This window comes from Mesorhizobium ciceri biovar biserrulae, assembly GCF_001618845.1.
In the GTDB taxonomy this organism is placed as follows: Bacteria; Pseudomonadota; Alphaproteobacteria; order Rhizobiales; family Rhizobiaceae; genus Mesorhizobium; species Mesorhizobium ciceri.
Genome location: NZ_CP015064.1, coordinates 4,945,420 through 4,962,763, shown reverse-complemented (window position 1 = coordinate 4,962,763; position 17,344 = coordinate 4,945,420). Strand labels below are relative to the sequence as shown.

Annotated in this window: 18 protein-coding genes; 15 read left to right on the top strand and 3 right to left on the bottom strand. The window is 62.9% G+C overall.

Annotated elements, in window-relative coordinates; all coding sequences use genetic code 11:
- The first annotated feature begins 29 nt into the window (after positions 1–29).
- The 5 genes from A4R29_RS23395 to A4R29_RS23375 all read left to right on the top strand — a co-directional run bounded on the left by A4R29_RS23395 (position 30) and on the right by A4R29_RS23375 (position 4,122).
- The gene (locus A4R29_RS23395) at positions 30–401 is read left to right on the top strand and encodes a hypothetical protein (RefSeq protein ID WP_013529850.1); all 372 of its coding nucleotides are present in this window, start codon (positions 30–32) and stop codon (positions 399–401) included.
- 32 nt (positions 402–433) lie between these two features.
- Positions 434–1,117: a lytic transglycosylase domain-containing protein gene (locus A4R29_RS23390; RefSeq protein ID WP_063172993.1), complete on the top strand. Its 684-nt coding sequence runs from the start codon at positions 434–436 to the stop codon at positions 1,115–1,117.
- Positions 1,118–1,283: 166 nt separating this feature from the next.
- Complete coding sequence (locus A4R29_RS23385; protein WP_063172992.1) at positions 1,284–2,480, top strand: ABC transporter substrate-binding protein; 1,197 nt, start codon at positions 1,284–1,286, stop codon at positions 2,478–2,480.
- 33 nt (positions 2,481–2,513) lie between these two features.
- Positions 2,514–3,218 (top strand): thermonuclease family protein, encoded by a 705-nt coding sequence (locus tag A4R29_RS23380; RefSeq protein ID WP_063172991.1) that lies wholly within the window; start codon positions 2,514–2,516, stop codon positions 3,216–3,218.
- Positions 3,219–3,303: 85 nt separating this feature from the next.
- Positions 3,304–4,122 carry a GGDEF domain-containing protein gene (locus tag A4R29_RS23375; RefSeq protein ID WP_224621910.1) on the top strand — a complete coding sequence of 273 codons (819 nt, stop codon included), beginning with the start codon at positions 3,304–3,306 and terminating at the stop codon, positions 4,120–4,122.
- A 47-nt stretch (positions 4,123–4,169) separates the two neighbouring features.
- Here the strand turns inward: A4R29_RS23375 and A4R29_RS23370 are convergent, their stop codons facing one another.
- Together A4R29_RS23370 and A4R29_RS23365 are read right to left on the bottom strand one after the other, a co-directional pair.
- Positions 4,170–5,717 carry a GMC family oxidoreductase gene (locus tag A4R29_RS23370; RefSeq protein ID WP_063172989.1) on the bottom strand — a complete coding sequence of 516 codons (1,548 nt, stop codon included), beginning with the start codon at positions 5,715–5,717 and terminating at the stop codon, positions 4,170–4,172.
- A gap of 42 nt (positions 5,718–5,759) precedes the next feature.
- Positions 5,760–6,437, bottom strand: a complete 678-nt coding sequence (locus A4R29_RS23365; protein ID WP_063172988.1) for a FadR/GntR family transcriptional regulator — start codon at positions 6,435–6,437, stop codon at positions 5,760–5,762.
- Positions 6,438–6,640: 203 nt separating this feature from the next.
- Between A4R29_RS23365 and A4R29_RS23360 the strand changes: the two genes are divergently transcribed.
- The 9 genes from A4R29_RS23360 to A4R29_RS23320 all read left to right on the top strand — a co-directional run bounded on the left by A4R29_RS23360 (position 6,641) and on the right by A4R29_RS23320 (position 15,741).
- On the top strand, positions 6,641–8,269 hold the full coding sequence (locus A4R29_RS23360; protein ID WP_063172987.1) for a GMC family oxidoreductase: 1,629 nt from the start codon (positions 6,641–6,643) through the stop codon (positions 8,267–8,269).
- A gap of 290 nt (positions 8,270–8,559) precedes the next feature.
- The gene (locus A4R29_RS23355; RefSeq protein WP_063172986.1) at positions 8,560–9,711 is read left to right on the top strand and encodes a cupin domain-containing protein; all 1,152 of its coding nucleotides are present in this window, start codon (positions 8,560–8,562) and stop codon (positions 9,709–9,711) included.
- Positions 9,712–9,766: 55 nt separating this feature from the next.
- The gene (locus tag A4R29_RS23350; RefSeq protein ID WP_013529859.1) at positions 9,767–10,924 is read left to right on the top strand and encodes an LVIVD repeat-containing protein; all 1,158 of its coding nucleotides are present in this window, start codon (positions 9,767–9,769) and stop codon (positions 10,922–10,924) included.
- A 6-nt stretch (positions 10,925–10,930) separates the two neighbouring features.
- Positions 10,931–11,341 carry a RidA family protein gene (locus tag A4R29_RS23345; protein WP_013529860.1) on the top strand — a complete coding sequence of 137 codons (411 nt, stop codon included), beginning with the start codon at positions 10,931–10,933 and terminating at the stop codon, positions 11,339–11,341.
- 26 nt (positions 11,342–11,367) lie between these two features.
- On the top strand, positions 11,368–11,988 hold the full coding sequence (locus tag A4R29_RS23340) for a glutathione S-transferase family protein (protein ID WP_063172985.1): 621 nt from the start codon (positions 11,368–11,370) through the stop codon (positions 11,986–11,988).
- The gene (gene fhmpcd1 / locus A4R29_RS23335) at positions 11,988–12,917 is read left to right on the top strand and encodes a 5-formyl-3-hydroxy-2-methylpyridine 4-carboxylate 5-dehydrogenase (RefSeq protein WP_024505124.1); all 930 of its coding nucleotides are present in this window, start codon (positions 11,988–11,990) and stop codon (positions 12,915–12,917) included. The genes A4R29_RS23340 and fhmpcd1 overlap by 1 nt, the downstream gene beginning before the upstream one ends.
- Before the next feature lie 130 nt (positions 12,918–13,047).
- The gene (locus A4R29_RS23330) at positions 13,048–13,878 is read left to right on the top strand and encodes an ABC transporter ATP-binding protein (RefSeq protein WP_013529863.1); all 831 of its coding nucleotides are present in this window, start codon (positions 13,048–13,050) and stop codon (positions 13,876–13,878) included.
- Positions 13,875–14,690, top strand: coding sequence for an ABC transporter permease (locus tag A4R29_RS23325; RefSeq protein ID WP_063172984.1), 816 nt, complete (start codon positions 13,875–13,877; stop codon positions 14,688–14,690). The genes A4R29_RS23330 and A4R29_RS23325 overlap by 4 nt, the downstream gene beginning before the upstream one ends.
- 40 nt (positions 14,691–14,730) lie before the next feature.
- Positions 14,731–15,741, top strand: coding sequence for an ABC transporter substrate-binding protein (locus A4R29_RS23320; RefSeq protein WP_063172983.1), 1,011 nt, complete (start codon positions 14,731–14,733; stop codon positions 15,739–15,741).
- Between the two features lie 38 nt (positions 15,742–15,779).
- Here the strand turns inward: A4R29_RS23320 and A4R29_RS23315 are convergent, their stop codons facing one another.
- Entirely contained in the window at positions 15,780–16,205 is a 426-nt protein-coding gene (locus A4R29_RS23315; RefSeq protein ID WP_063172982.1) for a hypothetical protein, read from the bottom strand.
- Between the two features lie 139 nt (positions 16,206–16,344).
- Between A4R29_RS23315 and A4R29_RS23310 the strand changes: the two genes are divergently transcribed.
- Positions 16,345–17,334, top strand: coding sequence for a putative B6 ABC transporter substrate-binding protein (locus A4R29_RS23310; protein ID WP_244506860.1), 990 nt, complete (start codon positions 16,345–16,347; stop codon positions 17,332–17,334).
- Positions 17,335–17,344 lie beyond the last annotated feature (10 nt).

The following is a 17,344-nucleotide window of genomic DNA, read 5'->3' as shown; positions in this document are numbered from 1 at the left end:
TACGTCGCTAATATTTAGGGGAGCTCAACATGAAACGTTCTGCAAGACTGCTTGTTTCCGCTGCGACGCTGTTGCTGGCAGTCGGGTCGACGGGGTATGCCGCCGATATCATCGAAGGTCCGACAGGCGATTATTGCCGTGTCGTCGGCACGTCCAATCTGGTCTTGAACGACAACATCGTCGATCTGAAGCAGCAGGTGGTGAAGCTGATGGACGAGTCGGTCGCCGCCGCCAACAGCTCGGAGTGGATCAACTCGTCCCGGCCCGTCTTCGTCTGGGCATCGGAAGCCAAGGTCGCTTGCGGCAAGGCCTATGGCTACCTGAAGACGAACTACAAGGACGAAGACACCCTCAACAAATGCGAGTGTTTTCACGATCGCATGGTCGAGTACATGCACTGACCGGATAGGCGAACCCACGCCTGTTGGCCATCATGACAGCCGCCGGATCATTCTCGAAGGCGATCGCAGGCGCGATCGCGTTCGTCGGCTTTGGCCTCACTGTCACGCTGGCCCACGCCAACTGGCTGGAACGGCCTTTTGTGGAACAACAGCAGCCGTCCAGCCTGACGCGGCCGGCACACTGTGACACTGCCACGGAGTGGACCCGGCAGGCTTTCAAGGCGTTTGCCAGTTGCCAGGCATCGATCTATGGCCTGGAGCCGATGCTGGCGCACGCCGTGATGGAGATCGAAAGCGGCTTCGATCCCGACGTGCAAGGCGCCGACGGCGAAGTCGGCCTGATGCAGGTGATGCCGGCGACCGCCAGGATGCTCGGCTTTCGAGGTTCCCTCGACGATCTCAGCGCGCCGGCGGCCAACATCGCGCTGGGGGTCAAATATCTTGCACAGGCCAACAGGCTCGCCGCGGGTGATCTCTGCACCACCGTCATGAAGTATCGCGCCGGGCACAATGAAAGCCGGTTCTCGGCACTTTCAGTCCGCTACTGCCAGCGTGCGCGGGCAATCCTGGCAAGGGAAGGGATCGAAGTGACCGGCCCCTTGCCGGTGGCGACATTCGGCTTTTCCGCGTTTTCGCCAGGCGGGGAGGGTGGAGCCCCTGCCCAGGGAAAGGCGTTTGCGTGCGCCGCGTGTTCGTGCCTGGGCCGCGATACATGAAATGCGCCGACTATCGAAGTGCCGGGCAAACAAGGCAGATCAGGGCGCTCAGAGGCAGGCTTTTCGGCGGCTAAAAGAACTACAGACGGCACTGCAAGTCCGCCGTAACATGCGTTGAAGACCAGACCGGGAACAATATCCGGCGGCACATAGGGGTGGAGCATTCATGGAAGCTGGCCGACAGGTCCACCGTCCGCGGACATGGGCAATCGCCTTGGCGCTCGCCGCGATCGTGTCGGGCTGCCAGTCGAAGGGCGGCGTGTCCGAAGTGCTCGATCCGGCGGCCGTTACCGCGCCTGCCGGGCAGAACGGCGCCGCCGGTGCCGGTCCCGTCCAGGCGACCCAGTCGCTGGGCACCGGGTCGACCAAAGTCACGATGCTGCTGCCGCTGTCCGCCCCTGGAACGGCCGGGGAAAACGGCAGGAAGATGCTCGATGCGACCAAGCTGGCGATGACGGATATCGGCAACGGATTGCTGGCGCTGACGGTAGAAGACACCAAAGGCGACAGCGCACTGGCCGGCAAACTGGCGGTTACGGCCATTACGACGGGGTCTAAAGTCGTCATCGGCCCGACCGAGCTGCCGGCGGCCCAGCATATTGCGACGCTGTCGGGGTCGAAGCGGCCACCGGTCCTGGCGCTCGCCGACAATTTCGCCGGCGGCCCCGGGGTCTATGCCGTGCTCCTTGGCGAAGCGGACAGCGCCGCCGCGGGCGCCGCGGGACTGGCCGCGAAAGGCAGCAAGAAGTTCGTACTGCTTGTCGCGGATGGCCCAAACGCCGGCGCCATGGAGAAGCGGGTCGCAAACGGCCTCAGCATCTACGGCGCGGCGCTCGCGGTCACTCTCCGATATTCTGCCGGCGACGGCGCGAAGACGGTCGACGAAATGGGCTCACTGGTGGACGCCCCCGACGCCGTCATCGTCGCCAGCGGCAATGGCAGTCCGTCGCCTGTCCTTGCCGCCCTCAAATCGAAGGGCATTCCGGGAAAGACGATCTCCGTCGTCGGGACGAACCGTTGGCTGGAGCACCCCATGGATCCGCTCTTCGAGGGGGCGTTTGTCGCCACGCTCGATGCAAGCGAAACCGGGCCGATCGCCGACCGCTTCAGGACGACATACAACTATCCGGCTGACGTCAATGTGGCCTACGCCTATGATATGGTTGCGCTGACGGCAGGGATTGCCAGCGCGGTCGGGCCCGATGGTTTCAGCAAAAAGGTTCTTGAGAATCCAAACGGCTTTCGGGGGTCAACCGGCCTGTTCCGGTTTCGGGCCGACGGATCCAGCCAACGCTCGATGCCGTTCTATCGGATTGAAAAAGGTGCGCTCAAACTGGTTGCCAAATCGACGTCGGGTTTCTGACCGGCGCAAATCCCTGGGATCCTGTTCAAGCTGATGGCCAGGCCGGGCCGCAGCCGCTTGGCGATCGCACTTGGAAGCCTCCTGCTCCTGGCGGGGATACTGCTGATCATTCAGGGCGGGGCGTTGCTTTCGGTCGATCGGCCTGTCCGTGCCCGGTCGCGGGATGTTGACGATACCCAGCCTATCCGGCCGGTTGCCCGGGTTGCCGGCGCACAACGCCTGGAGCCGGCGCGCAAGGTTGCTCAAGACCTGATCGCTCCGCCACGGCTTGATCCCGCTGAGATCGAACGGACCGAGCCCCGTCCGCCGCTCAGCGAGCTCGGTCTCGCCGTGCCCCCGAAATCGCCGACGCCCAGGGATTGGCGGGAGGTCTTGCTCTACCGCCCGGTTGCCACATCATCGGCGATGTTCGAAGCCATGGGCCGCAAGGTGGTCATCAGCGGAGTGCGAGGCATCGATCTCGACAGCTCCTGCTCGTTTCATGACGTCACCTGGCCTTGCGGCGTGCGCGCCCGCGCCGTTTTCAATTCCTGGCTGAGGGGACGCGCGCTGCACTGTTTCGTACCGCCGGACGTCGAGCGTTTTGCCGTCGCCGCACCGTGCAGGCTGGGCAAGCAGGATGTTGGCGCCTGGCTTGTCTCCAACGGCTGGGCCACGGCGCTGCCGAGCGGCATCTACGGCAAGGCGGAGGCGACAGCCAGGGACGCGGAGATGGGCATGTTCGGCCCGGCACAATAGGCTGTCATTCAATCCCTGATGTTTTGTTTGTTAACCGCCACGGGCGCAGCCTTGAGGGGGTCATCGCGCAATCGATTAAATTGCAATGTTCCTTGAAACTGAAATTGCAACACACCGGCCTTATACAAGCCCATCCACAGGAGATCGGCCAGTGACAAAGACTATGGCGAGCACCACCGACCAGGCATGGAAAGGCGTCGCTTTGCTGACCTTTCTGGGAACCACTGCAATCCTGGGCGTTTCCGTCGGTCTCAATTATCTGCTTCTGTTCTCGGAGGCGCTGACGCCATTTGGGCGCAGCATGGTCACGGCAATCCTGTTGCCTGTTGTTCTTGGTGTTCCGCTTTTTCTGTTCGTTGGATTGAAACAGATCGAGCTTCGTCGCTATCGCCGGGAACTCGACAAGTCAGCAACCTTCGACACCACGACCGGCTGCCTGAACGGAGCGGTCTTCACGTCTATGGTCGAAAAAAGAACCGCAAGGCCGTCGGTGCCGGGGCCGAAATCCGGCGCCTTCCTGGTCATCCATTCGGAGCATCTGCGGTCCATCAACCTGCGCTTTGGTCTTGAATGGGGCGATCAAGCCTTGCGGCTCATAGCCTCAACCATACAATCGTCAGTGCGCGCGGAGGATCTGGTTGGACGCATGGGGACGTCGATGTTCGGGGTCTTCCTCGCCGGCGCGACCGAAGCAGAAGCCAGGGAAATCGGCGAGCGTATCAGGGCGCGCATCGCACAAGTCTATTTCGCGCCAAAAGGCACCGAGGATGCCTTGACCGTCAAGGTCGGCGGCGTGGTGTTCGAGAACCAGGTGGAGTTCGCGGACATGTTCCGGTCCGCCGAGCAGCGCATGGCCGGCGTCCAGGACGGAGCGGCGTTTGAGCTGACGCATCTCCATAGCTGATAGTCGCCGGGAACCGGAGCCAGGGGAATTGTCGGACGCGGACGCCCTCACGCGGCCGGCGGGGTAACCCGTGAAGACGCCGCCCAGGTTTCGGCGATGGCGACGATCGCCGCGTTGATCGGTCCGCTCGGGATCGCCGGCATCACCGAGGCGTCGACGACAAAGGCATTGTCGAAGCCGTTCAGCCGCAAGTCAGGATCGACGACGGCCTCGGTGTCAAGACCCATCCGGCAGGTGCCGGCCGGATGATGATGGGTGGAAGCAGCCCTGGCGATGAAAGCATCGAGTTCGGCATCGGACCGAACCGGTGCGCCTGGCAGGATCTCCGTATCGCGCCATTCGTCCAGGGCCTCATGATGGCCGACCATGCGCGCCCGCTTCAACGCCATCCTGAATGTCGCGCGATCGTGTTCGGTTTCCAGATAATGCGGGTCGATGACCGGCGCATCGTTGCGGCCCGGGCCGCTCGGTGTGATGCGCCCGCGGCTTGTCGGATGGGTGACGCCGCAAAGGATGGTAAAGGCCGAGCCATAAAGCGGGGCATTCAGGCCCTCGGCCGCCGACGGAGCGAAGACGCAGGCGAGCACGATATCGGGACTTCCCATGGAGCGGGTCGGGTCGTCGCTGTGCAGATACATCAGCGATTCGGAGTGCTGCAGGCGGGAAGGCGGCACCGGCTTTTTGGTGCTGTAGACATTTCCAAGAGCCAGCAGATGATCCTGCAGGTTGCGGCCCACCTCGCTGCGATCGGCAAGGCAGCGTATGTCAGCCTGCTTCAGCGTATCCGGGCAACCAATGCCCGACCGCATGAGGATGAGCGGCGTGGACACGGCGCCGGCGCAAAGGACAATCCGGTCGGCACAGAGCGTTCTGGTCTGGCCCTCGCAGACCACGCTCACGCCCGTGACCCTGTGGCCGTCCAGAACCAGATGCTCGACCTCGTGGCCGGTGAGCAAGGTCAGGTTCGGCCGCGCCATGACCCGCGGCGGCAGATAGGCGTCGGCGACGCTCAGGCGCTTGCCGTCGCGTATGTTGAGTGAATTGGGGCTGGTGCCGACCAGCTCGCCGCTGTTGTGGTCGCTCAGGGCGGGAGCCCCCATGGCCCGCCCGGCGGCGATGTAGGCACGCACGACCGGACTGACCTCGGCGTCCGGCAGATAGACGTCCAGCGGGCCGCTCCTGCCGCGTGTTGGCCCGTCGAAGGCGGTGAAGGCTTCGCTGCGGATGAAGCCCGGCAACAACCCCCGATAGGACCAGCGCTCGCCGCCGGCTTGCACCCAGGGTTCGAAATCATCGGGATGGCCGCGCACATAGGCCATTGCATGCAGGCAGCTCGAGCCGCCGACGATTTTGCCGCGCGGCCATTCATGGACGCGGTTGGCGGTGAAGGGTTGGGGCACGGTCCGGTAGCTCCAGTCGTAGGCGCGGCCCTGGAGCATCGTCCATTTCAGCGGGTCGGCGATGTCGGGATCGGCCGGCATCGCCCCGGCCTCGATGAGGCCGACCTGGCACGACCGGTCTTCACTGAGACGGCTGGCAACAACCGAGCCAGCGGATCCCGCGCCGATCACCAGCACGTCGAAATGACGTTTCAATTTGAAATTCCCCGCACAGGCTCGACGTCAGAGGTGATGCGATCACGCGGCAAAGGCGCCGGCATTCGACCGTTCCATGATCTGTCTCTGCACCGACAAAAGGTGCGCGCGCATTGCGGCCTCTGCCGCTTCGGGGTCGCGCTGCGAGATCGCTTCGGCGATCAGGCGATGCTCGCCGTCGCGGTGGGCGATCCGCTTGGGGCAGGTGGGTGCCGCGGTGCGCGCAACCTTCACCCGCGCATCGACACCGACCTGGCGCAGCATCTTGTAGAATTCCGCGGCGAGATGGTTGCGGGCCGCGGCAATGATCGCGAGATGGAAAGCGAAGTCGACCTCACCCGACGGGGCGTTCTCCGGCGTGGTTGCCGCGTCGAGGATCCGCGCCGTCTCGAAAGAGGAGGCGCGCAGCGACGCCAGTCGGGCAAGGCCCGGCTCCATGATCAGGCGCAATTCCAGGACCTCGATCGGATTGGTTACCCTGACCAGTTCCTCGCCATATCTCGGAAGGGCGGTCGGCGCCCGCCTGGCTCGCGCCGGTTTGAGGTCGCCCGAAAGGCGCAGCACTTCAAGCGCCTTGCGAAGCTGATGGCGCTTGACGCTCAGATGTTCCGCAAGATCGCGCTCGGACGGAAGCTTGCCGCCGCCCTGCTGCAACTGGCGGACCGCGGCGATGATGTCGTCGAGATCAGATGGTCCGACCTGCGGCTCGAATGCGCTCAAAACCAAATCTCCTGTCCGATCGGCAGACCGCCGACTCAACGTCCCGACATCATATTGTGACACGAAAACCTGTTCGACGGCACTCAACCAATTCAACCAATCTACAACTGTACGCAATGGTTGACAACACCAGTTGCGCGATGGTTGACTGCCCATGTCGACGGTTGCCATCGCGGCAGACGTCTTTCTCCCGAGGATCACGCATGCCGGCTGGCGAAACCTTTGACTACGTCATTGTCGGTGCGGGATCGGCCGGCTGCGTGCTGGCGAACCGGCTGAGCGAAGACCCTGCCGTGTCGGTGCTTTTGTTGGAGGCGGGGGATTGGGACCGCGATCCGATGATCCACATCCCGCTCGGCTGGGGCAAGATACTGACGGAGCGCCGCCACGACTGGATGTATTTCTGCGAGCCCGAGGCCAATGTCGGCGGCCGCAAGGTCGAATGCGCGCGCGGCAAGGTCATCGGCGGCTCTTCCTCCACCAACGCCATGGCTTATGTGCGCGGCAATCGCGGCGACTACGATCGCTGGGCGGCAAGCGGCCTGACGGACTGGTCGTTCGACAAGGTGCTGCCCTACTTCAAGAAGCAGGAGCGCTGGGAAGCGGGCGAAAGCCGGTACCGTGGCGGCAGCGGGCCGCTGAACACCCAGTTCTGCCGCTACAAGGACGAACTGATCGATGCCTTCGCCACAGCCAGCCGTGATGCCGGATACCCGCAGACCGATGACTATAACGGCGCCATACAGGAAGGCTTCGGCCGGCTGCAGATGACAATTGCCAACGGCCGCCGCTGCTCGACCGCAACCGCCTATCTGCGGCCCGCCATGCGGCGCGGCAATGTCAAGGTGCTGACCGGCGCGATGGCGACGAAGATCCTGCTCAGGGATGGCCGCGCAGCCGGCATTGCCTACACCAGAGGCGGGGCGAGCCATGAAGTTCTGGCGCGGCGCGAAGTTCTGCTTGCCGGCGGCGTCATCAACACGCCGCAGCTGATGATGCTGTCAGGCATAGGCGACAGCGGCGAGCTGGCGGCGCATGGCATCGAGACGAAGGTCGATCGTGCGCAAGTCGGCAAGAATCTGCAGGACCACGTTTCGGTTATCGTGATGTATCGGCGCAAACAGCCTGGACCGTTTCTCAAGATGATGCGGGCCGATCGTATCGGGCTGGATTTCGTCAGGACTTATCTCACCGGAAAGGGCTTTTCGGGAGATGTGCCTGGCGGCGTCGTGGCATTCCTGAAGAGCGACGCAAGCCGGCCGTTGCCGGACGTACAGCTGCTTTTCACCGCCGCGCCGCTTGGGGCATGGCCTTACATGTCGCCGTTCAAGGCGCCGTTCGCCGACGGCTTTGCGACCCGGATCGTTGCGGTGCAGCCGGAGAGCCGCGGCAGCGTCAAGCTGGCGTCGAGCGATCCGGTCGCCGCGCCCCTGATCCGTCAGAATTTCCTGTCCTCGCAGCGCGACTGGCAGTCGCTTCGCGCCGGCTTTCGTGTTGCACGCAACCTTGCCAGCCAGCCGTCCATGACCCCGTTCGTCGGCGCGGAGTTCTTCCCCGGCCCGAAATGCGAGAGCGACGAAGAGATCGACGAGCATATCCGCAAGACCTCGATCACCGTGCATCATCCGGCCGGCACGTGCCGCATGGGCGTCGATGCGGCATCGGTGGTCGATCCGGAATTGCGGGTGCGCGGCATTGCCGGGCTTCGTGTCGTGGACGCCTCGGTCATGCCCGACCTCGTTTGCGGCAACATCAATGCGGCGGTCATCATGATCGCCGAAAAGGCCGCGGATCTGATCCGCAGCCGCGCTCAACAGAGCGTGGCTGCCTGATAAGGCGGCCGGAATGCAACCAAAGTCTTTTGGTTGAGACTGAAAAACTGCGTTGGTTGGACTGTCATGCGCGTCAGCATGGCCGTGACGAAGCGGTTTCACGCCCTGATTGTGAGCTGAATTCCGTGCATTTCTAGGCTGGTTCTGCCTATTTCTGGGCATTTGCCACTCAAAAATGCACCTCAACCAAAAACTTATAAGATTCGCAATTTGGGTATTGTCGAGCAAAACCAATGCGAATACGGTTGAGTTGGTTAGAAGTATTTTCTTCGTGACGAGAGGTGTCCGATATGTCCCTGGCGCAACCAGCTAACGATGTGCTCACCAACAAGAAGGCGGCACTCAAGGGCCTCTACGACGCCCTCTACGCAAAGAACATGTTTCCGTTCTGGGCGACGTCGGAAGGCGTCGACCATGACGAGATCAAGCAGTTGATGGCGACGTCGAAAGCCGTTCCCTTCGTGTGGTCCTATTCGGACATCGAGCCGCTGCTCCAGCGCGCCGCCGAACTGGTGACCATGGACGACAGCGAGCGCCGTTCGCTGATCCTCGTCAATCCCGGTCTTGCACCCAAGCGTGCATCGGTCAGCACCATGTACACCGCCTACCGCTTGAACGATCCCGACGAGATCATGCCGCCGCACAAGCACTCGCCGAGCGCCATCCGCTTCGGCCTGACGGGCAAGGGCAATTTCACCGGCGTCGAGGGCGAAGACGTGGTCTTCGGCCCGGGCGACATGGTGCTGACGCCCAACGACGCCTGGCACAATCATGGCACCGTTGGCGGCGAGCAGGCGGTGAACCTGTCGGTGCTCGACCTGCCGCTGGTCGAAACGCTGCATGCCGTCCATTTCGACCACAAATACACCGAGATGGTCGATGGCAAGGAAGTCGAGAAGAAGGTGCAGACCGCCCGCTATCCCAGCGACTACTCACAGCGCATCTACGGCGAAGGTGGCCTGATGCCGCGTTTCGTCGACCACAAGCGTGGCGGCGGCCTGTCGTCGCCGATGTATGTCTATCGCTGGGAGAAGATGGAAGCGGTTCTCGACGCCCACAAGGATTGGGAAGGCGACCCCCATGAAGGCATCGTCATCGACTATGTCGATCCGACGACCGGCGGACCCGTCTTCCACACCATCAATTTCTACGTGCAGATGCTGCGTCCCGGCGAGAAGACCTTGCCGCAGCGCGAGACCGCCAGCCTGCTCTTGGCGCCGTTCCGCGGTAACGGCCATTCGATCATCGACGGCAAGCGCTATGACTGGAACCAGTTCGACACCATCGCCATACCCGGCGGTTCCTGGGTCGAGCATGTCAACGGCTCGTCGAGCGAGCCGGTGATCTTCTTCGGCGCCACCGATGCGCCGACGCAAAAGGCGCTGCTCCTCTACAAGCGCTGGGGCCGCAACCAGGCCGGCGATCTGCTCCGTCTCGTCTAGTTCCGGTCCTCCGGCAGGCAATGTCCGCGCCGCCATTGGCGGCGTGGACATCGAAATGGAATTTCAGCAGCAAGGGCGTATGCATTTGGTTTCGGCGTTCAACACAAAGCAGATCGGCCATGTCGACTGCCCAGGCGGCGGTCAGGTCTGGGTCGACGGCAACATCCTCTATATCGGCCACATGCGGCCGCCGAGCGGCACGACGCTGGTCGACATTTCCGACCCGCGCAATCCGCGCAAAATTACGACGATCGATGTCCCGCCCGGTTGGCACTCGCACAAGGTGCGCGCCAAGGACGGACTGATGATCATCAACCACGAGCGCTTTGGCGACGCCGGCCCGGCTGATTTCGGCGGCGGACTGGCGCTCTATGACACCACCAAGCCGGCACAGCCGAAGCTCATCTCGAAATGGATAACCGGCGGCAAGGGCGTCCACCGCTACGACTTCGACGGCCGTTACGCCTACATATCGCCGACCGCCGACGGTTATGTCGGCAACATCGTGATGATCCTCGACCTGATCGATCCCGCGAAGCCGGTCGAGGTCGGACGCTGGTGGATACCGGGCCAGTGGACCGGGGGCGGCGAAGAGTATCCTTGGCACGACTATGTCACGCCGCGCTGTCACCATCCGCTGCGAATGGGCGACAGGCTCTATGTCAGCTACTGGCATCATGGCCTGTTCATCCTCGACATTTCGGACATCACCAAGCCGAAGCTGGTCTCGCACGTCAATTCGAGCCCGAGCTTTCCGCATCCCACGCACACCTGCCTGCCGATTCCACAGCCGCTCAAAGGCCGCAACATCATGGTGGTGGCGGACGAGGATGTCGCCAAGCTTCGGCCATCGCCGCCGGCCTTCACCTGGATTTACGATATCACCGACGAGACCAACCCGTTGCCGATCTCGACCTTCCAGGTGCCGGGCCTCGACACGGACGGTTCACCGCAGCCGCAGATGACCGGCTGCCATCAGCCTTCCGAGCGGTTCAATGGCACCGTCATTCCGTTTGCGTGGTTCGCGCAGGGGCTGCGCCTCGTCGACATCGCCGATCCGTTCGCGCCAAAGGAAGTCGGTCATTTCATGCCCGACGCGCCGGAGGGCGCGGAGCGTTCCTCGTCCAACGACGTGACCATCGACGACCGCGGCATCGTCTACCTGATCGACCGCATCCGTGGCGTCGACATCATCGAAACCAGCGTTCTCTAGGGGGATATGTTGAGCGACAGCACGCGAAAATCCGCCAGCCACTACGCCATCGGCAACAAGAACCCGAACCTGCCGTTTCATCCGGCGGTGCGTGCCGGCGATTTCATCTTCGTCTCGGGCCAGGTGCCGAAAGACGAGAACAACAACATGATCAGCGGCACGATCGAAGAAGAGACGCTGGCGACGCTGAAGACCATCGCGCGCGTCATCGCGCATGAAGGCGCGACGCTGTCGGATGTCGTGCGGATCACCACCTATCTCGAGGATACGCGCGATTTCGGCCGCTACAACAAGGCGTTCCTCGAAGGGATCGGCGACGCCGTTCTGGCGCGCACGACCGTCGAGGCAAAAGCGGTCATCAACACCAAGATCGAAATGGACGCCATCGTCTACAAGCCGCTGCCGGCGAGCAAGTAGGCCCTGGACACTAGCGAGGAGAAGACATGTACAAGCTGTTAGGCCGCCAGACATCAGGCAACGTCCAGAAGGTGCTCTTCATGCTCGAAGAGCTGGGAGCGTCCTACAAGCGTGAGGATTATGGCCGCCAGTTCGAGAACACGCAGACGGCGGAATACAAGGCGCTCAACCCGACCTCCAAGGTGCCGACGCTGGTTGACGGCGACACCGTGATCTGGGAGTCCAACACCATCCTGCGCTATCTCGCGGCATTCGGCGGCGAACAGTTGAATGGCGCTACGCCGGCGGAAAAGACCGAGGTCGAGCGCTGGATGGACTTCCTGCTGGCGGCAGTCAATCCGGGCTACCTGGCGGCCTTCAAGGGCGCCAAGCTCACGCCCGAGGAACAGACCCCCGAATACAAGGAACAAGTGAAGGACCTTGTCGCGCAGCTCAAGATCGTCGACGGCCACCTGGCCGGCAAGGACTTCCTGGCGCTCGGCAAGCTGACCCTTGCCGACATTGCCTGCGCGCCGATCCTGAAGCGCTGCGTCGACTTCAAGATCGACCGGCCGTCAATGCCCAATCTGGAGCGCTGGGTGGCCGCGATCGCCGCTCGGCCGGCCTTCAAGGCGGCAACCACTGCTGCTCCCGCAAAGGCCGCATGATGATCAAGCGCGCCGCTCTCATCGGACTGGGAACGATGGGTCCAGGCATCGCCGCGCGGCTTTCGCGCGGCGGGCTCGATGTGACGGCGTATGACGTTTCGCCAGGGGCAATCGAGCGCGCCCGCGGCATGCTCGATCTTGCCGGCGGCGTGCTCGACCGTCTCGACATCGAGGCGCCCGGGACTGGTGCCGGCAAAGTGCGTTTCGTCGAGACGATCGCCGAGGCCGTCGATGGCGCCGAACTGGTGATCGAGAACGTGCCCGAGAATATCGACATCAAGGCGCAGACCTATCGTGACATCGATCCACTGATCGGCCCGTCCGTCATCGTCGCTTCCGACACGTCGGGCATCCCGATCACCAAGCTGCAGGCTCATATCTCGCATCCCGAGCGGATGGTCGGCATGCACTGGTCGAACCCGCCGCACATCATCCCGATGATCGAGGTGATCGGCGGCGAGAAGACCGCGCCTGAAACCGTGGCTGTTATCCGCGATCTCATCCGCTCGATCGGCCTGCTGCCGGTGGTAGTGAAGAAGGACGTTCCAGGCTTCGTCGAGAACCGCGTGCTCTATGCGCTGCTGCGCGAGGCGGTCGATCTTGTCGAGCGCGGCGTCATCGAGCCGGAAGACCTCGACACCTGCGTGTCGTGGGGCATAGGCTACAAGATCGCCGTCATCGGCCCGATGGCGCTGCTCGATATGGCGGGGCTGGATATCTACAAATCCGTCTCGTCCTTCCTGAATGCCGATCTCTCCAACCGCGACGATGTGGCGCCGATGGTTCTGGAGAAGACGGCTGCGTCGAAATTCGGCATCAAGTCGGGCGAGGGCATGTTTGCCTACACGCCCGAGCAGACAAAGGCGCTGCAAGGTGAACGGGCGCGCAAGCTCGTCGCGGTGCGGCGCATCCTGGAAGGCCGGGAGTAGCCAATGTCACATGGTGCGCAGAGGGCCAGCCGGTTTGAGGAGTTCCACCGGTCGGCTGTTTGTGTGAAGGGCGCCTTCGCCATCAAGATGGTGCGGGTGCGGCAGAAAACAGCGCGCGGGGCGACAAGCCATGCGCATTGAAACCATCCGAGCCGCCGGCGACAGGCCGGCCCATATCCGCCATGACGATCTAATCTCCGCCAAGGGCGTTTCGGTGGTCATGGCCCGTCAGCTGATCCTCAGGAACATCGATCTTTCGGTGCCAAAGGGATCATTCGTTTCCCTTATCGGTCCTTCCGGATGTGGCAAGAGCACCTTGCTCAAGGTGCTGGCCGGGCTGGTGCAGCCTACCCAGGGCAGCGTTTCGATCGCCGGGCTCGCGCCGGTCGAGGCGGCGCGCAAGCGGATGATCGGCCTCGTCTTCCAGGACGCCAACCTGCTCCCCTGGAAAAACGCCGTCGACAATGCCTCGATGCTGCTCGGCATCGCCGACAAGTCGCTCTCGCGCTCGGATCTGCGGGCGCGCGGGCAGGAGATGCTGGAACTGGTGGGGCTGGGCGACAGCGCCCACAAGCGGCCAAACGAGCTGTCGGGCGGCATGCGGCAGCGGGTCGCCATTGCACGGGCCCTGGCGCTCGATCCGGCGGTCCTGCTGATGGACGAACCGTTCGGCGCGCTCGATGCCATCACCCGCGATTCGATGGGCCAGTCGCTGCTGGAGATCTGGCAGCGGACCGGCAAGACGATCGTGCTCGTCACCCATTCCATCGACGAGGCCATCCATCTGTCGCGCCACGTTCACGTGCTGGGGATCAAGCCGGGACGGATCACCGAGAGCCTCGACATTGCGCTGCCTTACCCGCGCGACCTGTCGGTCACCGAAGATCCGGAGTTCGTCAGGCTGGTGGTCCAGTTGCGAACGATGCTGCGCTCCAGCCATCAACCGGGAGGCGCGTCTTGAGCGACCAACCCATCACCAACCTTTCCGAGCCGCGCCTCGCCTCCAGCTGGAGTGCGGCGACCGGCAGCTGGCTGCCGGCTGTCATCCTCCTGCTGGTGACGGTCGTGCTGTGGGAAGCCGCGGTGCGGATCTTTGCCATATCCGCCTTCATCATTCCCGCGCCGTCCGAGATCGCGAAGTCGCTGGTGGCGCAATGGGGCACGCTGATGCAGGCGACGCTGGTGACGGCGGGCGAGATCCTGTTCGGCTTCCTGGTCTCGGTCGTGGTCGGCATTGCCATTGCGCTGGTCATCGTGCGCTTCGATTGGTTGGGACGCGCGCTGTATCCACTGGTGGTGCTGTTCCAGAACGTGCCGAAAGTCGCCCTCGCGCCGATCTTCATCCTCTGGTTCGGCTATGGGCTGGCGCCCAAGATCGGCCTGATCCTGGTCATCGCCTTCTTTCCGGTGACGCTCTCCATGCTGGCGGGCATGCAATCGGTCGACCGCTCGCTGCTGTCGCTGATGAATTCCGTCGGGGCCAGCCCGACGCAGATCCTGTTCAGGATCCGCGTTCCGCACTCGCTGCCGAACCTGATGGCCGGAACCAAGATCGCCGCCACGTTGAGCGTGATCGGCGCCATCGTCGGTGAGTTCGCCGGGGCGTCGGACGGTCTCGGCTACGTCATCCAGTTCGCGTCGACCCAGCTCGACACGGCGCTGGTCTTCGCAGCGCTGCTGCTCGTTTCCGTGCTTGGCATCGCCTTCTACTACGCCGCCGAAATCCTAGAACGCATCGTGGTGCCGTGGGCGCCGAAATTCAGCCAATCCTAGGCCCGCTCGATCAACCAAATTCAAAAAAGGGGAACAAAAAATGCTGAGACGCTCACTTATCAAGGCCGCTACCTTCGCGGCGTTTGTTGCAGCACTCGGTTTTTCCAACGCGGCTCTGGCGGCGGACAAGGTCAACGTCCAGCTCGACTGGGTCGTGCGCGGCAATCACGCCATGTTCTTCGTCGGCAAGGAAAAGGGCTTCTTCGCCAAGAACGACATCGATGTGGCCGAGATCCGCAAGGGATCCGGCTCGCCGGACGCGATGCGGCTGGTGGGCAATGAGAACGCGGATTTCGGGTTCGGCGATCTTCCCACGCTTGCCGTCGCACGGTCGCAGAATGTCCCGGTCGTGGCGCTGGCAGCCGTCAATCAGCACTCCCCGCTGGGGATCATTTCGCTGGCCAAGACGCTGAAGCTCACCAAGCCGTCCGACCTCAAGGGACTGACCATCGGCATTCATCCGGCCGGTTCCACCTACATCTTCTTCAAAGGCTTCCTGGCCGCCAACGGCCTGACCGAAAAGGACATGACGCTGAACAGCGTCTCGCCTCCCTATGAAAGCTATTTGCTGCTTGGCCGGGTTCAGACGGTCGTCGGCTATATCGATGCGGAGGTTCCCGAACTGGAAGCGAAGGCCGGGGGCCCCGGCTCGCTCAGCATCATGATGGGGGCGGACTATGGGTGGAAAGCCTATGGCTCCGGCCTGTTCACCTCGCAGGCGATGATCAAGGACAAGCCGGAGGTCGTGCGCCGCTTCGTCAAGGCATATAGGGAGGCCTTCGACTATGTCGTGGCTCATCCGGAAGAGGCCGCCGAGATCACGGCCAAGGCAGCGCCCGGCTATGCGGACAAGAAGGACGTACTGCTGGCGCAGATCAACGCCGACATCGCCTCGACGTTCACCAGCCCCGACACCAAGGAACACGGTCTCGGCTGGATGACGAAGACGCAGTGGGAGGAGACCCTGAAGACGCTGACGGACCAGGGCGTGCTCAAGGCGGCTCTGTCGGCGGACGACGTCTTCACCGACGCGTTCCTGGCGAAAGAATAAGAGGCTCGCGATGTTCGAACGGACGCGGGAATGAGCGCCTACCGGCAGGCCAGGCTGTCCTGCGCCATGGCGCAGGACACATCACGCTCGCCTTTCGCCGCATCGGTGCGGTCGAGCGTGATCTGCACGCGGGTGGCATATGCTCGGCTCGCCAGACCGCACCACAGCCGCTCGACGGGCAGGTTCTCGCGCTTGTCGTTGAGGATCGTGAACGTGCCGGTCTTCGCATCGAACCAGAGCTCGACGCGGGTCTTCTTGCCCGGCTCGATCGTTGCGATCCCGGCCGAATACCAGTGGGCGAAGTCGGCGTTGCAGGAGAGGCCTTCGCTGCCCGCATTCGAAATCGTCAACGGAACCATGTCGAGCCCGTCAGTGCCGGTGCGGACGGCGACATGGTGCAACTCAACCGCGTTGGCGAAGGACGACAACGCCAGCATCACCGGAAGGGCATAACGGATCTTCACTTTGCCTGAGCTTCACAATGTAATTTTTCCTAGGCAGTCTATCTCGCTTTTGCGCAATAACAATAAGAATATTGATTGGTGAAACAACAGAGAGGGTAACATGTTAAAGCTTCTTAAGAGCAGTGTAAGTGCAGTTATATTGACCAGTGTCTTGTTGAGCGGCGCGCTTGCCGGCGAGGTCAAGTCGATCGCCATCCTCACGCCCGAAGAAGGCACGGACTACGGCTGGAACCAGCAAGGCATCGATGCCGCCAAGGCGGCTGGCAAGGCCGCCGGCGTCGAAGTGGTCGTGGCCCAGGGCCTCGGCTATGGCGATGTTCGTCCGACCTTGCGGGAACTTGCCTCCGACGGCGCCAGCCTGCTGATCGCGCATGCCAGCGGCTACAACACCTCGGCGCCTGAAATCGCCAAGGAATTGAAAGTTCCGGTGGCAATCGTCGACACGCCAGCCGGCCTGGAGAAGGGCCTTGTCGCCGACTATACGCTGAGCGGCCACGAGGGCGCCTATCTCGCCGGCCGTCTCGCCGCCAAGGTGTCGCGTTCCAAGTCGGTCGGCATCGTGGTGTCGGGCGAACCGCCATCGTGGAATTCGCAGTCGGCGGCGTTCGCGCAAGGCGTGAAGGCGGAGAACCCGGACGTCAAGATCACCTACGCGGTGATCGGCCCGGCCGCCTACAGCGATGCGGCCGGCGGCAAGCGCGTCACCGAAAGCGTGATCGCGTCGGGCGCCGACATCATCTTCGGCCAAGGCAACGGTTCGAGCTTCGGCATGCTGCAGGCGGTCGAGACAACCAAGGCAGCCGATGGCGGCAAGGTCTATTTCATCGACGTCATCGGCGACAAGTCACCGATCGACAAGGGCTTCCTGCTGTCGTCGGTGGTGTGGAATATCGAGCCGGTCTATGCGGCGATGATTGCCGACCTGAAGGCGGACACGTTCGGCACCAAACACTATACGATCGGCCTCAAGGACGACTCGGTCAAGTTGCTGAAGACCGCTGCGATCCCGGACAATGTCTGGACGGAAATCCAGGCGCTGCGCGAGGACGTCATTTCCGGCAAGATCAAGGTCGAGCCGGTCTATGACGCGGCCGCCGTAAGGGCACTGATGACCAGCGTCGCCCAGTAAGGCGATCATG

Coding starts and splice junctions, on each gene's coding strand:
- A4R29_RS23395 (WP_013529850.1), top strand. CDS start 30: ATGAAACGTTCTGCAAGACTGCTTGTTTCCGCTGCGACGCTGTTGCTG.
- A4R29_RS23320 (WP_063172983.1), top strand. CDS start 14,731: ATGCTGAGACGCTCACTTATCAAGGCCGCTACCTTCGCGGCGTTTGTT.
- fhmpcd1 (WP_024505124.1), top strand. CDS start 11,988: ATGATCAAGCGCGCCGCTCTCATCGGACTGGGAACGATGGGTCCAGGC.
- A4R29_RS23360 (WP_063172987.1), top strand. CDS start 6,641: ATGCCGGCTGGCGAAACCTTTGACTACGTCATTGTCGGTGCGGGATCG.
- A4R29_RS23385 (WP_063172992.1), top strand. CDS start 1,284: ATGGAAGCTGGCCGACAGGTCCACCGTCCGCGGACATGGGCAATCGCC.
- A4R29_RS23355 (WP_063172986.1), top strand. CDS start 8,560: ATGTCCCTGGCGCAACCAGCTAACGATGTGCTCACCAACAAGAAGGCG.
- A4R29_RS23390 (WP_063172993.1), top strand. CDS start 434: ATGACAGCCGCCGGATCATTCTCGAAGGCGATCGCAGGCGCGATCGCG.
- A4R29_RS23330 (WP_013529863.1), top strand. CDS start 13,048: ATGCGCATTGAAACCATCCGAGCCGCCGGCGACAGGCCGGCCCATATC.
- A4R29_RS23375 (WP_224621910.1), top strand. CDS start 3,304: ATGTTCCTTGAAACTGAAATTGCAACACACCGGCCTTATACAAGCCCA.
- A4R29_RS23350 (WP_013529859.1), top strand. CDS start 9,767: ATGGAATTTCAGCAGCAAGGGCGTATGCATTTGGTTTCGGCGTTCAAC.
- A4R29_RS23340 (WP_063172985.1), top strand. CDS start 11,368: ATGTACAAGCTGTTAGGCCGCCAGACATCAGGCAACGTCCAGAAGGTG.
- A4R29_RS23380 (WP_063172991.1), top strand. CDS start 2,514: ATGGCCAGGCCGGGCCGCAGCCGCTTGGCGATCGCACTTGGAAGCCTC.
- A4R29_RS23345 (WP_013529860.1), top strand. CDS start 10,931: ATGTTGAGCGACAGCACGCGAAAATCCGCCAGCCACTACGCCATCGGC.